This window comes from Oscillospiraceae bacterium, assembly GCA_031265355.1.
GTDB lineage: Bacteria > Bacillota > Clostridia > Oscillospirales > UBA929 > JAIRTA01.
On the sequence record JAISCT010000068.1, the window covers coordinates 21,757 to 40,327 of the forward strand.

Genomic DNA, 18,571 nt, shown 5'->3' on the forward strand with positions numbered 1-18,571 from the left:
GCGTAAGGACGCGGATACAGGCGTGTGGGAAAAGGGGGTGGGCTCTTGGCGGAAGTCCTGTCTCAGAACGAAATCGATGCCTTGTTGAGCGCCATCAACTCCGGAGAGATGGACATGGAGGCGACGCTGGACGAGGGGCCGGAGCTCAAGGTAAAACCATACGATTTTCGAACGGCGGGTCGATTTTCCAAAGAGCAGATCCGCACGCTCACACTCATTTACGAAAATTTTGCCCGGTTGTTTACCACCTATCTGTCCGGCACGCTCCGGGCCATCTGTCAGGTGGACATCCTGGGTGTGGAGGAGCTCAAATTTCAGGAATTCATGAACGGCCTGCCAGATCCCGTCATCTTGTCGATCCTGTCCATGCAGCCGCTCGACGGGCCGGCACTGCTGGAGATCTCGCCGGATGTGGCCTACGCGCTCATCAACCGACTGCTGGGCGGCAGCGGCGGCGGCGCCCGTGTGGAGGGGCCCTGGAATTTTACCGAGATCGAGATAGTGCTGCTTGAGCGCGTCGTACGGCAGTTCATCCGTCTCTTCGGCGAAGCGTGGGAGAAGGTGATCGCCGTCGAGGTGTCGCTGGACCGCATCGAGACGAGCGCGCAGTTCGCCCAGATAGCGGCGCTGGGCGAGACGGTGGCCGTCATCACACTGAATGTGCGGATCGGCGAGAGTGAGGGCCTTATCAACATCTGTCTGCCGTATCTGGCGTTGGAGCCGATCGCAAAGCAGCTCAACACAAAGCTGCTATTTCAGATTGACACCGAACGCCGCGTACTCACGCCGATGGGCAGCGACATCCAGCGGCGCATCGCGCGTACGCGCCTGCCCGTCACAGCGGCTTTCAATACGACGTCCGCCAACATGCGGGACATTTTGAATCTCCAAGAGGGGGACGTCATCCGGCTGGATCACAAGGTGGGGGAGGTTCTCACCGTCAGGATAGGGCATCTGGCCAAGTTTCAGGCCGCCATGGGTGTCCGAGACCGCAGGTACGCCGTGATGATCTCCGGAGTCATTCGAGAGGAGGAGTTGGACCGTGAGTAACGGTTTGTCACAAGCGGAAATCGATGCCCTGCTGAGCGGCGCCGGGGCGGAGGCCGGGGAGGCGGCGCCCGCGGCGGCGGACGAGCCGGCCCGGGACGCCGCGCCCGCGAAGGGCAAAAAGGCCAGGGCCGGCGGCGTACCGGAAACGTCCGCTCCGGAGGAGAGCGGGCCCCCGCCGGACACCGGACTCACACTCTCGCCCGAAGAGATCGATGCGATGGGGGAAGTCGGGAATATCAGCATGGGGACCTCCGCCACGACGCTCTCCACGATGTTGAACCGGCGCGTGGACATCACGACCCCCGAGGTGGATCTCACCACGCTGCAGGAGATAGCGGAGCAATATCCGCTCCCGTTTGTCGCCGTGCAGGTGCATTACACAAAGGGCCTGCAGGGCACCAGCATCCTTTTTTTAGACGAGAGGGACGTCAAGATCATCACCGATCTATTGATGGGCGGCGACGGCAGCCATGTGGACGTGGAGCTAGACGACATGCATCTCTCGGCCATCAGCGAGGTGATGAACCAGATGGTGGGTTCGTCGGCCACCTCCATGTCCAAGTTCATGGACCGGCCGATCGACATCTCACCGCCCGTCGCCTACTCGGTCCACCTGCCGCGCGACGAAAACAGCGCGCCGTTTTCCGACATCCGGTCTCAGATCGTGCGCACCAGCTTCGACATGGAGATCGAAGGGCTCATCCACTCAAAGATCATGCAGATCATGCCGGTGGATTTTGCGAAGGAACTGGTGGAGGGACTCATCGGCGGCGTCGCCGCCGCCGCTGTGGAGGCGCACACCCCCGACATTGAGACGCTGATCACCGCCACGGCGGCCGAAGCAGCCCCACGGCGGGCGGAGGCGGTATCTCCTCCGTCCCCGCCGCCTCCGCCGTCGCCGCCGGCCAGACCGGTAAATGTGCAGTCGGTGAGTTACGAAAATTTCGACCAGACGGGGACAGCCGCCGTGGGGTTCTCGGAGAACATGGAACTTCTGATGGACGTGCCGCTTTCGGTATCCGTGGAACTCGGCAAGAGCAAAAAATACATCCGGGAGATCCTGGACTTCAACGTGGGGTCGATCATCGTACTGGACAAGATGGCCGGAGACATGGTGGATGTCATTGTGAACGGCAAACTCATTGCGAAGGGAGAAGTGGTGGTCATCGACGACAGCTACGGCGCCCGCATCACGGACATCGTGAGCCCCGCCAAGCGGCTCATGAGCAGTTAGCAGACATACAGACAACAGTTCACTTGAAGACGTAATGTGTGAGCATTGTGGAGGTTATACGGAGCATGAGTAACAAGATCCTTGTGGTGGACGACGCTGCGTTCATGCGAATGATGGTCAAGGAGGTTCTCACAAAAAACGGCTTCAATGTCGTGGGGGAGGCCGAAAACGGTGCACAGGCTGTGGAAAAATACCGGGAGCTCAGCCCGGATCTTGTGATTATGGACATCACAATGCCGGAGCTGAACGGCATTGAGGCGCTCAAAAAGATTCGGGGCGTGAATGCGGGGGCCAAAGTTATTATGTGTTCGGCCATGGGCCAGCAAGCCATGGTCATTGAGGCCATCCAGGCCGGCGCCAAGGACTTCATCGTGAAGCCCTTTCAGGCCGACCGCGTGTGCGAGGCCGTCAAGAAGGCGCTCGTGTAGTGCTCTGGGCGTTGATTGGCGCCACGGAGGGGGCCGCCCGGTTTTCGTCTCCCGGCGGCGAGGGGTTTCAGTCCCTGTTCGTTGGGTTGTTGGGGTTTGCGGCGCTCCTTGCGCTTTTGTATTTCGGTCTCAAGTTTTTGACCCGGCGCGGCCGCGCGGCCGCGCGCGGAAACGGCCTGCGAGTGCTGGATCGCATGGCGGTGTCCCGCGAGAATATGATCTTGGTCATACAGGTGGCCGGGCGGATTTTGACGGTGGGCGTCACAAAAGACGGCATGTCCGCTCTGTGCGAACTGACGCGAGAGGAGTGGGAGGCGAGCCGCGCGCCTGCGTCCGCGTCAGTGCGGAGTGCTGAGTGCGGAGTGCTGAGTGGGGAGACGAGCCGCGCGCCCGCGTCTGCGTCCGGAGCGTTTCCTGCGTCGGAGGCGCCGGGCGTCCGGGGCTTTTGGCGCCGATTTGCGCACAACTTGGGCGTCTACGCCGGCGTGCTGCCGAAGGGGACGCCGGCCGCCCGTCCGCCGTCGGCGTCCCCTTCGGAGACCGGTGGTTTCGACGCGTGGCTGCGCCGCGCCGCCTCGGCGCAGGCCGCGGAGACGCCGCCCGCGGACGCCTCGGCCGCCCGCGCGGACTCGGCGGAGGCGCCGCCCATTGTACATATGACCCCGACGGTCAGTGCGACGCCCGCGGCCGCCGAGGCGCACCGGGTCGACTACAATGTCGCCATTGAACGGATGAAGCAGTTCGGCCGGATGGAGAGGCCCGCGCAGCGGACGCCGCTGGGCGGCTTTATCCCGCCTACCCCGTTTGGAACGCCGCCCGCTCCGCCCACGCCGGCGGCCGGTCTCGGGGAGGACCCGCTGGAGTCCGTCCTGAACCGCATGACCCGAAGAACCGACCGGCTGGCCCGCATTGCGGCGCGGGAGGACAGGAGGAAGGCGGAATGAGACGAAGACGTCTGCTTCGTGCGGTGCTTGCCTGTTTGTGTCTGCTGCCCTGTCTGTTGTTTTTGCCGTGTTCGGCGTCGGCCGCGTCGGCGCCGCCGGACACGGCTCAGGAGGCGGCGCCCGACGGCAGCGCGGCGGATACAGCGATTGAGGACGCGGCCGACCTCTTTCCCTTCAGTCTGTTGGACGGCGAGGCGGATACCCAGGGCGTGACCACAACGGTGGAGATCATGCTGCTGCTCACCGTGCTCACGCTGGTGCCGTCCATCTTGATCATGGTCACGGCGTTCACGCGCATCGTCATTGTGCTCTCCTTCACGCGCAATGCGATGGGGACGCAGCAGATGCCGCCGAACCAGGTCATGGTGGGGCTGGCGCTTTTTTTGACATTCTTTGTCATGTACCCGGTGTACACGCAGATTGTCGACGAGGCGTGGACGCCCTATCAGGCGGAAGAGATCTCTCTGGACGAGGCGATGGACCGCACTATGACGCCGCTGCGGGGTTTTATGTTCGAGCAGATCGAGCTTCAGGGCAACCAGACGGACCTGCGGACGTTCATGTCCATGGCCCGGATGGACATGCCGGAGACGCGAGAGGAGATCCCTTCTCATGTTCTGATCCCGGCCTTTGTCACCAGCGAGATCAAGACGGCCTTTCAGATAGGCTTCATGATTTACGTGCCCTTCATCGTCGTCGACATGATCGTGGCGTCGGCCCTCATGTCGATGGGCATGATGATGCTCCCCCCCGTTATGATCTCCCTGCCCTTTAAAATCATGCTGTTTGTCCTGGTGGACGGCTGGAATCTCACCATCTCCAGCCTGGTGCGCACGTTTCAGCCATAAAAATAAAAAGTATTTGGCAATTATTGCCAAATACAAAATCGGGTGGTTCGGTGGGACAAAACGACGTCGTCTCTCTGGTGCAGGATGCGGTGATGACCATCCTCACCGTTTCGTTTCCCCTGCTGGGAATCGGCCTGGTCGTCGGCCTCATCATCTCGGTGCTGCAGGCCACGACGCAGATCAACGAACAGACCGTTGTCTTCGTGTCGAAAATCCTCTCGGTGTTCGGCGCGCTCATCCTGTTCGGGCCGTGGATGCTCACGCAGCTCCAGGAATTTACGTTGCGCGTGTACGGCTATATCTTGACCGCATTGCGATAGGAGTGGGTGGGTTTTGGTTTCGATCACCGGGCATCTGCTGCCTTGGGTCGGGCAGTTTGCCCTCATCCTGGTGCGGATCTCGGGGCTCTTTTTGCTCTCGCCCATCTGGGGGCGCGCCAATGTCCCGTCCACGTTGAAGGTCTGCCTCTCCGCGCTGCTGTCGCTGATCCTGATAGGATTCTTTCCGCCGCCGGAGGTCTTCCCCCACGCCTCTCTGGCCGCGTTTTTGTTTGCCTGTCTGGGGGAGGTGCTGGTGGGGCTTGTGCTGGGATTTATTACCACATTGTTCTTTTCCATCGTCTTCACCGCCGGGCAGATCATCGACATGCAGATTGGCTTTGGCATGGTGCAGGTCTACGACGTGCAGCAAAACATCCAGATCCCCATTGCGGGCAGCCTGCTGAACCTCATCCTCCTGCTTTGCTTCCTGATGGCGGACGGACATATGGATCTCATTCGGATCTTGCACAACACGTTCAGCTATATCCCCGTGGGGCAAGCGCGTCTCACCGCCGCACTGCCGGCCGTCGTCGTCGGCGCCTTCGCGGAATCCTTTGTGCTCGCCGTGCAGGTGGCCATGCCGGTCATCGCGTCGGGGCTGTTGGCCGAGATCTCACTGGGCATCATCGTGCGCACGGCGCCGCAGATGAACGTGTTTGTCATCGGTCTCCCGCTCAAGACTCTCATCGGTCTTGTGATGATGGTACTGATCGTCCCGGTCTTCGTCCGGGCGACGGGCCCGGTGTTTGACGCGATGTTCGCAACCCTCGAAGAGGCCTTCTTTACGATGATGCCTGCCGGCTGAGAGGCGGGCGCCTCCCAGCGTCTGTCGGCAAAGAGGCGGCGGACCGTATGAAGTGTGGTGAAAATGCGTGGCGCCTCCCGGAGCTTCGGGCGAAAAGACAGAACGGGCGACCCCCAAAAAGCGGGAAGAGACGCGAAAAAAGGGGCAGGTGCTAAAGAGCACGGAGGTGAACACGGCTGTCACCATGGTGGCCATGTTCGCCGCCCTCTCCCTGTTCGGCGTGAGCATCTTCCAAAGCATGGCGGAGATGCTGACGGATTATCTCGGCACGCGGCTGGGCGAGAAACTCACGCCGCAAAACGTCTCCCTCGTATTCGACGACGCCATCTTTACCCTGCTGCGCGCGGCGATGCCGCTGCTGCTCGTGGCCGTGGCGGCGGGGATCGTCATCAACCTCGTGCAGGTCGGGTTTTTGCTGACGGGCGCGACGCTGCGGCCGAAGTTCAGCAAGCTGAACCCACTGCAGGGGATGAAACGCATTTTCTCCATGCGCAGCCTTGTGGAGATGATCAAGGCCGTTTTGAAGGTAGCTCTGGTGGGGTTTGTCGTCTACAGCGAGTACCGGCGGCAATTTTCCGTCTTTCCCAATCTGACGGACTACGGCGTCGACCGGAGCGGGCAGGAGATCTTCTCGCTCTGTCTCGGCGTGGGGTTTCGGGCGGCCGTCGCACTGGTGGGCATCGGCGTGGCCGACTACATGTTTCAGTGGTTCGACTTCGAGAAGAACCTCCGTATGACAAAGCAGGAGGTCAAAGACGAGTACAAGATGATCGAGGGCGACCCGCAGATCAAGAGCAAGATCAAGCAGAAACAGCGGGAGATGGCCGCCATGCGCATGATGCGGGCCGTGCCGGAGGCCGACGTCGTCATCACAAACCCCACCCACTACGCCGTGGCTCTCAAGTATGACGAGGCGGTGGCGTCCGCGCCGGTGGTACTCGCGAAGGGCGCCGACAAGATGGCGCTGCGCATCCGCGAGAAGGCCCGGGCGGCCGGCGTGCAGATCGTTGAAAACAAGCCGGTGGCCCGCGCGCTCTACGAGACGGTGGAGGTGGGCCGGCAGATCCCGGCCGCGCTCTTCCAGGCCGTGGCCGAGATCCTCGCCCGCGTGTATCAGGCGGCCAAAAGCCGCAGTGACGAGTGATGAGTGATGAGTGCTGAGTGAGGGACGCCGGCAATTGTGTTGTGAATTATAACGGGGTGGTGGTGTGCGATGCAGTCGGATGCGATGGAGCGGAAACTGAAATTCGGGGATGTGGCCATCGCGGTGCTGGTCATTTCGGTGGTGTTGCTGATCGTCATCCCGCTCTCCACCGCGCTGATCGACGCCCTCATTACGGTGAACCTTGCCGCCGCCGCCATCATATTGCTCATCGCCCTCAATACGAGGGAGATATTGGAGTTTTCCACCTTCCCGTCGCTACTGTTGATCACGACGATCTTCCGCATCGCGATCAACATCTCCACAACGCGTAAGATCCTGGGCAACCACGGCGACGCGGGGCGGTTGGTCGCCACCTTCGGCAACTTTGTGACCGGCGGCAACTTGGTTGTCGGCGTGATCATCTTTCTCATCATCTTCCTCGTGCAGTTCATCGTTATCGTCAAGGGCTCCGAGCGCGTGGCCGAGGTGGCCGCGCGGTTTACGCTGGACGCCATGCCGGGCAAACAGATGGCCATCGACGCCGACCTCAATTCGGGCGTGATCGACGAGAACACGGCCCGGCAGCGCCGCGTCAATGTGCAGCGGGAATCCGACTTCTACGGCGCTATGGACGGCGCGTCCAAATTTGTCAAGGGCGACGCCATCCTCGGCATCATCATCACAATCATCAACATCGTCGGCGGCATACTGATTGAGGTGCTGGGCGGAGGCGCCGCCGCCGACGCCGTGAACGTATACACGGTGGCGACAATCGGCGACGGACTCTCAAGTCAGATCCCGGCGCTGCTCATCTCCACGGCCACCGGCATCCTCGTCACCAAAGCAAATTCCGACAACTCCATGGGGATGGATCTCACCCGCCAGCTTTCCCAGCAGCCCACCGTCCTCGTGATGGGCGGCGCGGTGATCGGCATCATGGGGCTGATCCCAGGTATGCCCGTCGTGTTCATGCTGCCCTTTGCGGGGGGCCTGGTCGCGCTGGGGCTCATGCTGCGCAGCCGGCTCGGTCGGGCGGAGGAGACCGAGGAAGGCGAGGAGGCCCGTGAAGCGGCCGCGGAGATCCGAAAGCCGGAGAACGTGGTCGCGCTCCTCTCGGTGGACCCCATCGAACTTGAGTTCGGTTACGGCATCATCCCGCTGGCCGACGCCTCGCAGGGCGGGGATCTGTTGGACCGCGTCGTCATGATCCGCCGACAGTGCGCGCTAGACCTCGGCATGATCGTGCCGGTCATCCGCCTGCGCGACAACATCCAGTTCACCGCGAACGAATACATGATTAAGATTCGGGGCAACGAGGTGGCGCGGGGCGAGATTTTGCTGGACCACTACCTCGCGATGAACCCCGGCGACATCAGCGAGGAGGTGGAGGGCGTCGATACCCGGGAGCCGGCCTTTGGCCTGCCCGCCAAATGGGTGAGCGAGGGCGCGCGGGAGCGCGCGGAACTGCTGGGCTACACGCTGGTCGACCCGCCGTCGGTCATTGCCACCCACCTCACGGAGGTGGTGCGCCGCCACGCGGACGAGCTGCTCGAACGCCAGCAGGTGCAGGTGCTGGCGGACAACCTGCGCCAGACCCAGCCGGCGCTCGTGGACGAGGTGGTGCCCAAATTGTTTTCGCTGGGCGAGGTGCAGAAAGTGCTGGGCAACCTGCTGCGGGAGGGCGTTTCGATCCGCGATATGGGCACGATCGTCGAGACGCTGGGGGACTACGGGGGCGTCACGCGCGACCCGGACATGCTGACGGAGTATGTGCGCCAGGCGCTGCGGCGGTCGATCTCCCACCGCTTCGCGCCCGAACGGCAGATCCACGTCGTCACATTGGACCCGGCGCTCGAACATCAGATCCTCGAAAACGTCCGACAGACCGAGCACGGCTCCTATGTCGCCCTGGAACCGGACGTGGTTCAGCGCATGTTCGACAGCCTGCGCGCCGCGCTGGAACGGGTGACGGGCCTCGGGTTCGCGCCCGTGGTGCTGACGGCGCCCGTGGTACGTTACCAGTTCAAAAAGATGGTGGAGGGGCTGGCGCCGGACCTGGTGGTGCTCTCGTACAATGAGCTCGAACAAAACATTGACATTCAGGCCGATGGGGTGGTGGCAGTTTGAACGTAAAGCGGTATCTCGCCGAGGATGTGACCGAGGCGATGGGAAAGGTCCGCGCCGAGTTGGGGCTCGACGCCTTCATTTTGAACACGCGCAAGATCCGCCGTCACGGGGTGAGCGGTTGGTTTCGCCGTCCGCTCGTGGAGGTGGTGGCCGCTTACGAGCCGGCGCCCACGCCGCCGCCCGCCGCCCGGCGGGCCGAGCCGCCGCCGCTGGCGCCGCTGCCGCTCACGGACGTCCGCACCGGAGAGCGGGTGCTGACGCCGAACCTCACGGCCGGGCCGGAGAAGATCGGCGCGCTGGAGAGCAAGATCGACAGCCTCTCCGCCACGCTGGACACGCTGGTGGGCCGGATCCGGGCGGAAGCGAACGCCTCCGGGGATCCCCCGGAGGTGGAGGCGCTGGTGGATGCCCTGCTGGAGGGAGAGGTACACGAGGCGTTTGCCCACAGGATCGGCCGGGAGGCCGCCGACATCGCGCGGCGGCGGGCGGTGGATCCGGCCGAGGTGATGGAGCAGCTCTTAAAGCAGTACCTGGGCGAGGCCGCGCCCATCCAGATGAGGCGGTACCGGCGCACCGTCGTCATCATGGTGGGGCCGACGGGCGTGGGCAAGACGACCACCATCGCGAAGCTGGCCGCTGTCCATGCGCTCAACCACGGCGCCCGCGTGGGCATCATCACGACGGACACCTACCGCATCGCCGCGGTGGAGCAGCTTCGGACTTACGCCGAGATTCTCTCCGTGCCGATCACCGTCGTCTACGCGCCCGAGGAGATGGAGACGGCGCTGCGTGAGCAGGAGCAGTGCGACATCGTGTTTATCGACACGGCGGGGAAGAGTCCGAACGATCCGACCCTCGAGCCGGAGCTGCGGGCTCTGCTCGCCGCCTCGGGCGCCGACGAGGTACACCTCGTGCTCAGCGCCGCGACCAGTTTCACAGGCTGCCTCAACATTGTCAGGACCTACTCGTTTTTGGACAATTTTAAGCTGTTATTTACCAAAATGGACGAGACGCCCGTGTGGGGCATGCTGCTCAACCTCAAGATGCTCACCGACCGCGCGGTCTCTTACATGACGGCCGGGCAGACGGTGCCCGACGACATCGAAGTCATGAACGCCCGCAAGATCACAGACAGGCTGCTGGGCGCCTGCCAATGGGCGGAACCCGGCGGGCGGCGTCGAGCATGAGTATGAACGACCAGGCCGGCGCGCTGCGCCAGATCATCGCCAACATCAAAGGCCAACGCGCGCGTACGCCCGAGACGGGCGCCCGCGTGGTGGTCGTGACCTCCGGCAAGGGCGGCGTCGGCAAAACAAACGTCACGGTGAACCTCGCCTTGGCTCTGAGCCGGAAAGGCTTGCGCGTGCTGATCTTCGACGCGGATTTCGGGCTTGCCAATGTAGACGTCGTCTTGGGCGTCACGCCGGCGTATGACCTGGCCCATGTCGTGCGGCACCGCGGGGACATCCGGGACGCCGTCTGCGACGGACCGTACGGCGTTCGGTTCATCTCGGGCGGTTCGGGCGTGCAGGAGCTCATCCGGCTGAGCGCCGGCCAGCTTGCGGACCTGATGGACAACCTGCTCCAGCTCGACGACATGGCCGACGTGGTGCTGCTGGATACCGGCGCCGGCATCTCAGATCACATCCTGAGCATGGTGGGCGCCGCGCAGGAGGTCGTCGTCGTGACGACGCCGGAGCCCACGTCCATCATGGACGCCTATGCCCTCATCAAATTTCTGACGGCGCGCGCAGAGAACGGTCCCCGGGTCCGGCTGGTGGTCAACCGGGCGGACAGCGAGAGCGAGGCGGCCGACACGCTCCGCAAGGTGGCGGCTGTGGTACGGCTCTATCTCCGGATGGAGATAGAGGAGATGGGCTTCATCTTGTCCGACCCGGCGGTGTCCAAGGCGGTGCGTCTCCAGCGTCCTTTTGTGCTCAGCTTTCCGCAGAGTGCGGCGGCGCGCAACATCGAGACGCTGGCGTGGCGGTTTATGGGCACGGAGCCGGAACGCCGCCCTGGGCTGCGCGCATTTTTTACAAGAATGGCCGGAAGGTAATGGAAGTTTTGTCATGAAATATTGAAATTTGTCCGCAAAGGGGGGTTAGGGCTTGCATTTGTCCCATCTTATCGATACAATAAAGACGAAAGATGCCGGTAAACCGCCGCATGAATCGGGCGTCGAAAGTGTGCGATTCATGCGCAACAGGCGCCATCTCGCTGTGGCGGCATATAAAATATACCATATCATGTGGTTTGCCGGCGAATACCGCCGCATCCAAGGGAGGGAGCGGCCCCTGTGAATGGAGAACTGGGTCTCGGTGAGCGTCTGGAGATCACGATCGGCGAAAAACGCTGTGTCAGCGATATACAGGAGCTCGTGAAGGAGGGCGTGCTGATTCTTTCGGCGCCCACGTACCGGGGGGTGGCGGTGCCGCTGCGCGAGGGGGATCTGCTGCACGTGACGTTCTACCGGACGGGCGGCATGTTCAGCTTTATGGCGCGGCTGCGCCGGCGCTTCCAAGAGAGGGCGCTTGCCCTGATTGAGGTGGAGATGTGCTCCCCCATCAGCAAATATCAGCGCCGCGATTTTGTGCGCTTGGAGACGGTACTGCCCGTGTCCGTCCGGGTTCTCGCGGCGCCGGAGCAGTTTGCCGGCCGTACCGTGGAGGAGATGCTGCAGCAGATCTGCGACCGGCGTTACGAAGGGCTTCCGCGGCCGCTCAGGCCGGGGGAGCGTGTGTACGCGTGCCACACCGTCGATCTCTCGGGCGGCGGAGCGCGGTTTGTCGCCGAGGAGGTTTTTGAGAAGGACGCCCTCCTTGAGTGTACGTTTAGTTTGAAGCGCCGAGGGGCGCTGACGGTGGACGGATGCGTCGTCCGTGTGACGGAGCAGTCCTCCGAGGGCCCCCGGTACTGTGCGAGCGTGCAATTTGTCAACATAGAGGAGAGACTCCGCAGGAACATCATCAAGTACATTTTTGGAGAGCAATCCAAAGAACACCGGAGGCAATAACGCGGCGGCGGGGCAGCCGCGGAAAGCCGGGCGCGCGCCGGGACGCCTGTACAGGCGCCGACAAGGCAAACGGGAGGATTGGATGTATGGCAAACAGAAGACCCGCATGTGCGACAAAAATGGAGGATCATACGCAGGAACTGTGGCGGAATTTTGCGGAGACACGCAGCTTGGAGGCGCGCAATGAATTGGTCATGCGCTATGTGCATTTGGTGAAGAGCATTGCCTGCCGCATGGTGCCGACCTATCGGAAACACGTGGACTTTGACGACCTGATGAGTTGCGGCGTCCTGGGTCTTATGGACGCCATCGACAAATTCGACATCCATAAAGAAGTAAAATTTGAGACCTACGCGTCCCTGCGCATCAAGGGCGAGATCGTCGACCAGATCCGCAAACAGGACTGGGCGCCCATCAGTCTGCGGCAGAAGATCAAACGCATCGAAGAGGGTTACCACGAGCTCGAGGGCCGTCTCGGCCGTTCGGCGTCTGAAAAAGAGGTGGCCGAGTTCGTCAACATGGATGTGGAGAGCGTCAAAAGGACATTGGACGAGTCCCACACCTTCAACCTGGTCTGCCTGGACGAGATTTTGGTTGACCGCATCAAGAGCGAGGAGATGATGGTTAGCAACGAGGAGACGCCGGAGGAACACATCGAGGCGGACGAGCTCAAAGAGGTGCTGGGCCGCTACATAGACAACCTGCCGGAAAAAGAGCGGCTGGTTGTGACGCTGTACTATTTCGAGGAGCTGACGCTCAAGGAGATCGGACTGGTGCTCGGCGTGTCCGAGTCACGTGTGTCGCAGATCCACTCCAAGGCCCTGATGGGCCTGCGCGGCAAAATGCAGCAGGCATTTTTATAAAAGGGCTGTCCAAGAGCCCGTTACAGTAAAAATTTACCATTTCACCGGGCCTTGAGAGAGGAGGCCGCGCCATGCCGCTCAGGGGCATTGACACGCAGATCATGGTCACGAAGTCCGCCGAGGCCGCGCTTGAGCGCACGCGGGAGATGAAGCAAAACGAGCTGCTGGCCGATCAGGCGGCGGAGCGCGCCCGCCAGCAGGCGCGGCTCGACCAGAGCCGTCCGCTGGCCGCCGCCAAGGTCCGGGGGCAAAACGTCGCCGCCGACGGCGGCGGATCGGGCAGCGGCGGCGGCGCCAAGCGCCGTCGCAAAGAGCCGCCCGAGGAGAGCGCCGCCGAGCACACCCGCCCGGCGGATCCGGAAAAAACCTATACCTTCGACGTAACAATCTGACGGCAACTGTTATCTGTCAACTGTTACCTGTTATCTGTTCAGGGGGGGCTCCCGGTGGAGTATGTGGTTTGGATCGCGCTGGCCCTGCAGGTGGGGGCTTTTGCCGTCTTGGCGCGCCGTCTCACCCGGCAGGCGCGCCGAAGGACGGCGGCGTCTGGAGAGGCGGAGGACTGGGAGCGCGCGCGCGGCGAGGCGCTCAGCCGCCGCGAGGCGCGCCTTGTCGAACTCTATGATGGGGTGGAGGAACTGATGGACGCCTTCGAGGGTTATTTGGAGGAGGTCCGCCGCGAGCTCGAAGCGGAACGCGTTTCCCCGCGGGTACTGCCGCAACCGGAAGCGGCGCCTCAGTCGGCGGCGCCGGCCCAACCGGCGGCCATGCTCCCACCGGAAGCAGCGTCTCAGCCGACGACGGCGCCCCAACCGCCGGCGGCGCGGCTGTCCGAGACGGACCGGGCGGCGCTGGCGCGTTGCGAGGCGAAGTCTCAGAAGGTGCGCTTTCTGCTGGGCCGGGGGCTCTCGGTGGACGAGGCGGCCCGCGAGCTTGGCATCGGCAAAGGCGAGGCACGGTTGATTGCAGCGCTTGAGCGCTAGGCGCTCAAACGCTGAGTGCTGAGTTTTGAGTGCTGAGTGCTGAGTGGGGGAACGCCGCTCGGGAGCGGATGCTGCGACCACTTGAGCTCGTATTCAAAATTCAGCACTCAGCACTCAAAACTCAGCACTTCCGCGCGCGTCGGACGCGCGCGGATATTACAGTTGCGTTACAGGTGGGCGTCAGGGCTTGACGCGGGCGTGGAGATGAGGTAGTATGATACCGTTAAAAGGGGGGTACCCCCCTTATCATCATTATTTGGAGGGCGCCGGACGCCGGCGGCTCCGAAAAAAACAAAAAGGAGGCATTTCCCCATGAGAAACCTGAAAAAGGTTATGGCACTCATGCTGGTCGGCGTACTGACGCTCGCTCTGCTGATCCCCGGTGCAGGCGCGTATGTGTATCCGGACCAGAGCCAGATCAACGCGAAGTACGTCTCGGCCATCAACATGCTCTATGAACTGGCGATCATGCAGGGCAACAACGGCGAATTCCGTCCGGCGAGCAACCTCACCCGCGCGGAGTTTTCCAAGATGGTCTATGTCGTGGCAAACCGCGGCTCGACCAACGCAAACAACTATCAAAACGTAGCGGAAGTTTCGTTCCAAGACTATGTGAGCACCGACTGGTTTGCCGGCTACGTCAACTGGGCGGCCGTCCAGGGCGTGGTCGAGGGCAAGGCCCCCACACGTTTTGACCCGCAGGGCAACGTGACCGGCTACGAAGCCGCGAAGATGCTCCTGGTCATCCTTGGCTACCGCTCCAACATCGAAGGCTACACGGGCGCCGGCTGGACGCTCCGCGTGCTCTCCGACGCTCAGGGCGCCGGCCTGCTTGACGACCTCGAAGACATCACCGACCTCGGCGCGCCACTGACCCGCGAGCAGGCCGCCCAGATCCTCTACAACGCGGTCTTCGCCGGCATGGTCGAATACAAAGAGCAACCAAGCGGCTGGGTCGTAACCGCCCGCTATGTGCCCGGCAAAACTGAGACCCAAATTGAGACCCCGGCGCACCTGTTCTTCACCCTTGAGACCCTGACGGGCACCTACACGGCCAACGAGTGGGTCGCGCTCACGGGTGGGACGACAGACGAAGGCAAGATCAGACTGTCTGATGTCGAAAATGCTGACGGCGTTGCCGTTAGTGCCGAGGAGTTTGACACCACTCTCGATGTCGACCTGCTGGGCCAGAAAGTTACTGTGTATGTCCGCCTCAACAGCAGGAACGAGGTTGCCAAGCTTTACGGCAGCCCCGTGGCCACCAATGAGGAGACCATCTTTACGGTGAATTATAGCGACATCAAGGCGGCCTCCGGTACTGGTGCAAGCACCGTGTATACTTACACAACGGGTGGCAAGACATACACGACGACCACCGGCACAGCTCTGTACAAAGATTTTGTGCGTCAGACTACTGGACTCCCCGCCACTGCCGGCATCGGCAATGAGAGCCCCGCGAGGGTCTTTGTTGACAAGAACAACAACATCACCCAGATCTTTGCCACTGAGTATAAGTTTGCACAGCTCACTGTGTCCTCCACCCAGAAAGTGACTGTGAAGCCGACATTCGGCGGCGGCGCCAACATCCAGAGCAACAAGGCGAAGGAAGACTTTGTCATCGGCGCCGATCTGATTGAGAACAACGCCTATGTCCTGTACTCCGTGTTGGGCAGCAAGTACCGCCTGACTGCAGTCGAGGAATTGACGGGCTCGGTTACGTATATCCGGAATGACCAAGCTACGATCGGCGGCACGGCGTATTCGAAGGGCACCATCGCGGGCGCCGACACCGACTTCGCGTATGCCGAGCGCGGGAAAGAGAAAGTCTATTTTGTCTTCCGCGGCGCGCTGTTGGGCAGCCGGTCGGCCACTTCGTCCGATTCTGACAAGTATGCCGTGGTCATCCGCTCGACATACGACGGCGCTTTCACCGGCGACGGCGCGGCCAGCGTGTACCTCCTGACCGATGAGAACAGGAAGGTTGCCTACACCATCAACACGCTGTACAAGTTCGACAGTACAACAAAGGCGGACCTCAATGCAGATACGATCGGCAAGTGGACTGCTGGCAAGTACGAGGGTACTTATCCATATGATTCGGGTGGTGATCTCCTCGACGCTGCTGTCCTTTGGACGGGTGTGATTTGTAAGTACACGCTCACCGGCGAAGGTTCCAGTGCGAAGGTCAACCTGTGGCCGCAGGGAGTGACATCTCACAATGTAATAACCACAAAAGGTCAGTCGTATGTCGATATTGACGGTGGTGTTGGTAGAGTGTCGGCCACTACCAAGAGCGTAATTTTTGTGCAGTATAAGGGCAGCGATGAGTGGATTGCCTACAAAGGCAACGCATTGCCCACACTGCCTATTGCGGGATCTGCGAGCACTAACTTTCCTTTCTCTTACATCCAGAAGACGCGGACGAATGCGGATAACGACACCATTACAGTGGGCTATATCGATGCTCATACGGACGCAAATCCGGGTGACCAGGGTGATGAGATCATTCTGAGAGGTATTCTGACGTCCGCTGCGTATCTCACGCTGGACGATAACGGTGACGATCTGATCGGCTTTGATCTGTTTGTTGACGGCGCGTACAAGACATATTACGCCGACGGCGATGGGTTCAATCCCGCAGACATTAGCGGATACAAGGCTGGCATGGTGCTCACCGCGACGGTTGTGAACGACACCAAGCTGGGCGATGACAGCTACAAAATTGGCAGATATAAGATCGCAAATACAGCATCCAACAAAGACGTGCAAGCGTACGCCGGTTATGTCAGCAGTGTTGATGACAGCTTCCTGTATGTCGCCGATGCCATCACCGGCACCAGCGGTGCGGAGCTGGGTAAGACGCCGAAGTGGACTCTGAATGACGTCGGCAATCTGATTGGCTTCAAGTTCACGTCCAGCACGAAGGTCTATCTCCGTCAGGATGGTACAGAGGGTCGTGACGACGACTACGAACTGGCCGACAGTGGCGCTCTGGCGGATCTGGAAGACTACACTGTGAATAAGGCACAGGTTGTTGTAACCGTCAACGGCGGTGGCGCCGACAACAAGCCGCTTGAGATTATCGCGGTGTACGTCAACGACGACCAGTGGGAATTTTAAGCTCACTTGACTAAGCAATCTCGCAACAACAGCAACAAGAGGACCCGCGCTCCCAAAGGGCGCGGGTCCTCTTTGTCTGCGTCAGCATCGCACGGTGTCTGCGGGAATCCCCCCTTGACAAAAGACGCCTCCCTGGCTATAATAATATCAAACATTCAATCAGCCAAAGGAGATGCTCTGCGATGGAATACAAACGCCACGCGGAAGAAACTGTCCGCAAGCTCGCCGGCATGTTTGGGGCGGTGCTTGTGACCGGCGCGCGTCAGGTGGGTAAGACCACACTGCTGCAAAAGATGACGCGGGGTGTGACATACGTCACGCTGGACGATAAACTGCAGCTGACCGCCGCCGTCACACTGAGCGGTACTTTCTTTAAAGACCATACACCGCCGGTGTTTGTGGACGAGATTCAGGAACTGCTGAGCCGCCACTTGCGAAAGTCTTGCGCCGGATTTTTGGGGCAAGACGCGGAGGACGACCGCCGCAAGGCTTGGTGCCTTGCAAGGGAGGACGACAAAGTATTGCGTCAAAAAGACAAGCAAGAATCCGCAAGTGACGGCTTAGCAGTTCCTGAGTATGCGCCGGAGCTCTTCCCGCAGATGAAGATCATCATCGACAGAGAAAAGAAGAAGGGACTGTTCTACCTCTCTGGGTCCCAGCAGTTCAGAATGATGAAGCATGTGAGCGAGTCCCTGGCTGGGCGGCTGGGAATCTTGCAGCTGCCCGGACTCTCTCTGCGAGAACAGTCCGGCGTGGCCTTTTCCGTGCCTTTTTTGCCCACCGACGCCTATTTCTCGGCACGAAAACAAGAGGCAATGCCCATAGATTATGCAACAGTGTGGCGGACCATTCACCGCGGCAGCATGCCGGAGCTGTGCGCCCATCCCGATTTTGACTGGCAGATGTTTTATGCCGCCTATATCAAAACCTATATTGAACGGGATGTGCGCGATCTCGCGCAGGTGGGGGATGAGATCAAGTTTTTGCGATTCATGACCGCGGCGGCCGCTTGTACAGGCCAGCTGTTGAATGTGGCGTCGCTGGCGCGGGATGTGGACGTCAGCCCTCCAACGGCCGAACGCTGGCTGTCCATCTTGGTCGCATCACACCTCATCTACCTGCTTTCGCCCTATCACAACAACATCTTAAAACGCGCCGTCAAGACACCCAAACTGTATTTTCTGGACACGGGCCTCGCAGCCTATCTCACCCGGTGGAATACGCCGGAGGCCCTCAAGTCCGGCGCGATGGCCGGAGCGTTTTTTGAAACGTTTGTGGTGTCCGAGCTTTTCAAGGGCTATGCCAACGCCGGTGTGCTGGACCTGCCGCTCTACTTTTACCGGGACAAAGAGGGCCGTGAGATCGACGTGCTGATCGAAACGGACGGGACGCTGTATCCCCTCGAAATCAAAAAACACGCGGACCCGGATCGAAGAGATACGGCGCGCTTTGCCCTGCTGGACAAAATCCCAAACACAAAACGCGGACCGGGCGGGGTGATCTGCCTGTACGACAGCCTGGTCACGCTGCAGGATGCCGACCGAGCGATCCCGGTGCACCTGCTGTGACAACATGAGTTTTACATTGTTTTGTACTAGAAACCAGACCGGGTGCTTCAAAGTACCATAACATATGGTTTTTTTAAAGATTAATGCTTGACAGACCTCCCTATTCATAGTATAATTTGTA

General features: G+C 61.0%; 17 protein-coding genes. All 17 read left to right on the plus strand.

Annotated features, from left to right (window positions below; genetic code table 11):
• Window positions 1-45 precede the first annotated feature (45 nt).
• The 17 genes from fliM to LBK75_10245 all read left to right on the plus strand — a co-directional run bounded on the left by fliM (window position 46) and on the right by LBK75_10245 (window position 18,450).
• The gene (gene fliM / locus LBK75_10165; GenBank protein ID MDR1158644.1) at window positions 46-1,050 is read left to right on the plus strand and encodes a flagellar motor switch protein FliM; all 1,005 of its coding nucleotides are present in this window, start codon (window positions 46-48) and stop codon (window positions 1,048-1,050) included.
• The gene (gene fliY, locus LBK75_10170; protein MDR1158645.1) at window positions 1,043-2,284 is read left to right on the plus strand and encodes a flagellar motor switch phosphatase FliY; all 1,242 of its coding nucleotides are present in this window, start codon (window positions 1,043-1,045) and stop codon (window positions 2,282-2,284) included. Before fliM ends, fliY begins: the two co-directional genes overlap by 8 nt.
• A 65-nt stretch (window positions 2,285-2,349) precedes the next feature.
• Window positions 2,350-2,712 carry a response regulator gene (locus LBK75_10175; GenBank protein MDR1158646.1) on the plus strand — a complete coding sequence of 121 codons (363 nt, stop codon included), beginning with the start codon at window positions 2,350-2,352 and terminating at the stop codon, window positions 2,710-2,712.
• Window positions 2,712-3,656: a flagellar biosynthetic protein FliO gene (locus tag LBK75_10180; protein ID MDR1158647.1), complete on the plus strand. Its 945-nt coding sequence runs from the start codon at window positions 2,712-2,714 to the stop codon at window positions 3,654-3,656. Before LBK75_10175 ends, LBK75_10180 begins: the two co-directional genes overlap by 1 nt.
• Window positions 3,653-4,504 (plus strand): flagellar type III secretion system pore protein FliP, encoded by an 852-nt coding sequence (gene fliP, locus LBK75_10185; protein ID MDR1158648.1) that lies wholly within the window; start codon window positions 3,653-3,655, stop codon window positions 4,502-4,504. The genes LBK75_10180 and fliP overlap by 4 nt, the downstream gene beginning before the upstream one ends.
• Before the next feature lie 50 nt (window positions 4,505-4,554).
• A complete protein-coding gene (fliQ, locus tag LBK75_10190) occupies window positions 4,555-4,824 on the plus strand; it encodes a flagellar biosynthesis protein FliQ (protein ID MDR1158649.1) in 270 nt (89 codons plus the stop codon).
• 13 nt (window positions 4,825-4,837) lie between these two features.
• The gene (gene fliR, locus LBK75_10195) at window positions 4,838-5,629 is read left to right on the plus strand and encodes a flagellar type III secretion system protein FliR (GenBank protein MDR1158650.1); all 792 of its coding nucleotides are present in this window, start codon (window positions 4,838-4,840) and stop codon (window positions 5,627-5,629) included.
• Window positions 5,630-5,696: 67 nt separating this feature from the next.
• A complete protein-coding gene (gene flhB, locus LBK75_10200; protein MDR1158651.1) occupies window positions 5,697-6,773 on the plus strand; it encodes a flagellar biosynthesis protein FlhB in 1,077 nt (358 codons plus the stop codon).
• Window positions 6,774-6,842: 69 nt separating this feature from the next.
• Window positions 6,843-8,900 (plus strand): flagellar biosynthesis protein FlhA, encoded by a 2,058-nt coding sequence (flhA, locus tag LBK75_10205; protein ID MDR1158652.1) that lies wholly within the window; start codon window positions 6,843-6,845, stop codon window positions 8,898-8,900.
• Window positions 8,897-10,087 (plus strand): flagellar biosynthesis protein FlhF, encoded by a 1,191-nt coding sequence (flhF, locus tag LBK75_10210; GenBank protein MDR1158653.1) that lies wholly within the window; start codon window positions 8,897-8,899, stop codon window positions 10,085-10,087. The genes flhA and flhF overlap by 4 nt, the downstream gene beginning before the upstream one ends.
• A complete protein-coding gene (locus tag LBK75_10215; GenBank protein ID MDR1158654.1) occupies window positions 10,084-10,959 on the plus strand; it encodes a MinD/ParA family protein in 876 nt (291 codons plus the stop codon). The genes flhF and LBK75_10215 overlap by 4 nt, the downstream gene beginning before the upstream one ends.
• A 240-nt stretch (window positions 10,960-11,199) precedes the next feature.
• Window positions 11,200-11,916: a PilZ domain-containing protein gene (locus tag LBK75_10220; protein ID MDR1158655.1), complete on the plus strand. Its 717-nt coding sequence runs from the start codon at window positions 11,200-11,202 to the stop codon at window positions 11,914-11,916.
• Between the two features lie 86 nt (window positions 11,917-12,002).
• Complete coding sequence (locus tag LBK75_10225) at window positions 12,003-12,779, plus strand: FliA/WhiG family RNA polymerase sigma factor (GenBank protein ID MDR1158656.1); 777 nt, start codon at window positions 12,003-12,005, stop codon at window positions 12,777-12,779.
• A gap of 71 nt (window positions 12,780-12,850) precedes the next feature.
• Entirely contained in the window at window positions 12,851-13,171 is a 321-nt protein-coding gene (locus LBK75_10230) for a hypothetical protein (GenBank protein MDR1158657.1), read from the plus strand.
• Between the two features lie 54 nt (window positions 13,172-13,225).
• Window positions 13,226-13,762 carry a hypothetical protein gene (locus LBK75_10235; protein ID MDR1158658.1) on the plus strand — a complete coding sequence of 179 codons (537 nt, stop codon included), beginning with the start codon at window positions 13,226-13,228 and terminating at the stop codon, window positions 13,760-13,762.
• A 312-nt stretch (window positions 13,763-14,074) separates the two neighbouring features.
• On the plus strand, window positions 14,075-16,882 hold the full coding sequence (locus LBK75_10240) for an S-layer homology domain-containing protein (GenBank protein ID MDR1158659.1): 2,808 nt from the start codon (window positions 14,075-14,077) through the stop codon (window positions 16,880-16,882).
• A 182-nt stretch (window positions 16,883-17,064) separates the two neighbouring features.
• Window positions 17,065-18,450, plus strand: coding sequence for a DUF4143 domain-containing protein (locus tag LBK75_10245; GenBank protein ID MDR1158660.1), 1,386 nt, complete (start codon window positions 17,065-17,067; stop codon window positions 18,448-18,450).
• The last annotated feature ends 121 nt before the right edge of the window (window positions 18,451-18,571 follow it).

What these genes read in the sequence shown, in the direction of transcription:
- LBK75_10175 (MDR1158646.1), top strand. Translation starts at nt 2,350, where the DNA reads ATGAGTAACAAGATCCTTGTGGTGGACGACGCTGCGTTCATGCGAATG.
- fliP (MDR1158648.1), top strand. Translation starts at nt 3,653, where the DNA reads ATGAGACGAAGACGTCTGCTTCGTGCGGTGCTTGCCTGTTTGTGTCTG.
- flhA (MDR1158652.1), top strand. Translation starts at nt 6,843, where the DNA reads ATGCAGTCGGATGCGATGGAGCGGAAACTGAAATTCGGGGATGTGGCC.
- LBK75_10215 (MDR1158654.1), top strand. Translation starts at nt 10,084, where the DNA reads ATGAGTATGAACGACCAGGCCGGCGCGCTGCGCCAGATCATCGCCAAC.
- LBK75_10225 (MDR1158656.1), top strand. Translation starts at nt 12,003, where the DNA reads ATGGCAAACAGAAGACCCGCATGTGCGACAAAAATGGAGGATCATACG.
- LBK75_10230 (MDR1158657.1), top strand. Translation starts at nt 12,851, where the DNA reads ATGCCGCTCAGGGGCATTGACACGCAGATCATGGTCACGAAGTCCGCC.
- LBK75_10240 (MDR1158659.1), top strand. Translation starts at nt 14,075, where the DNA reads ATGAGAAACCTGAAAAAGGTTATGGCACTCATGCTGGTCGGCGTACTG.
- LBK75_10245 (MDR1158660.1), top strand. Translation starts at nt 17,065, where the DNA reads ATGGAATACAAACGCCACGCGGAAGAAACTGTCCGCAAGCTCGCCGGC.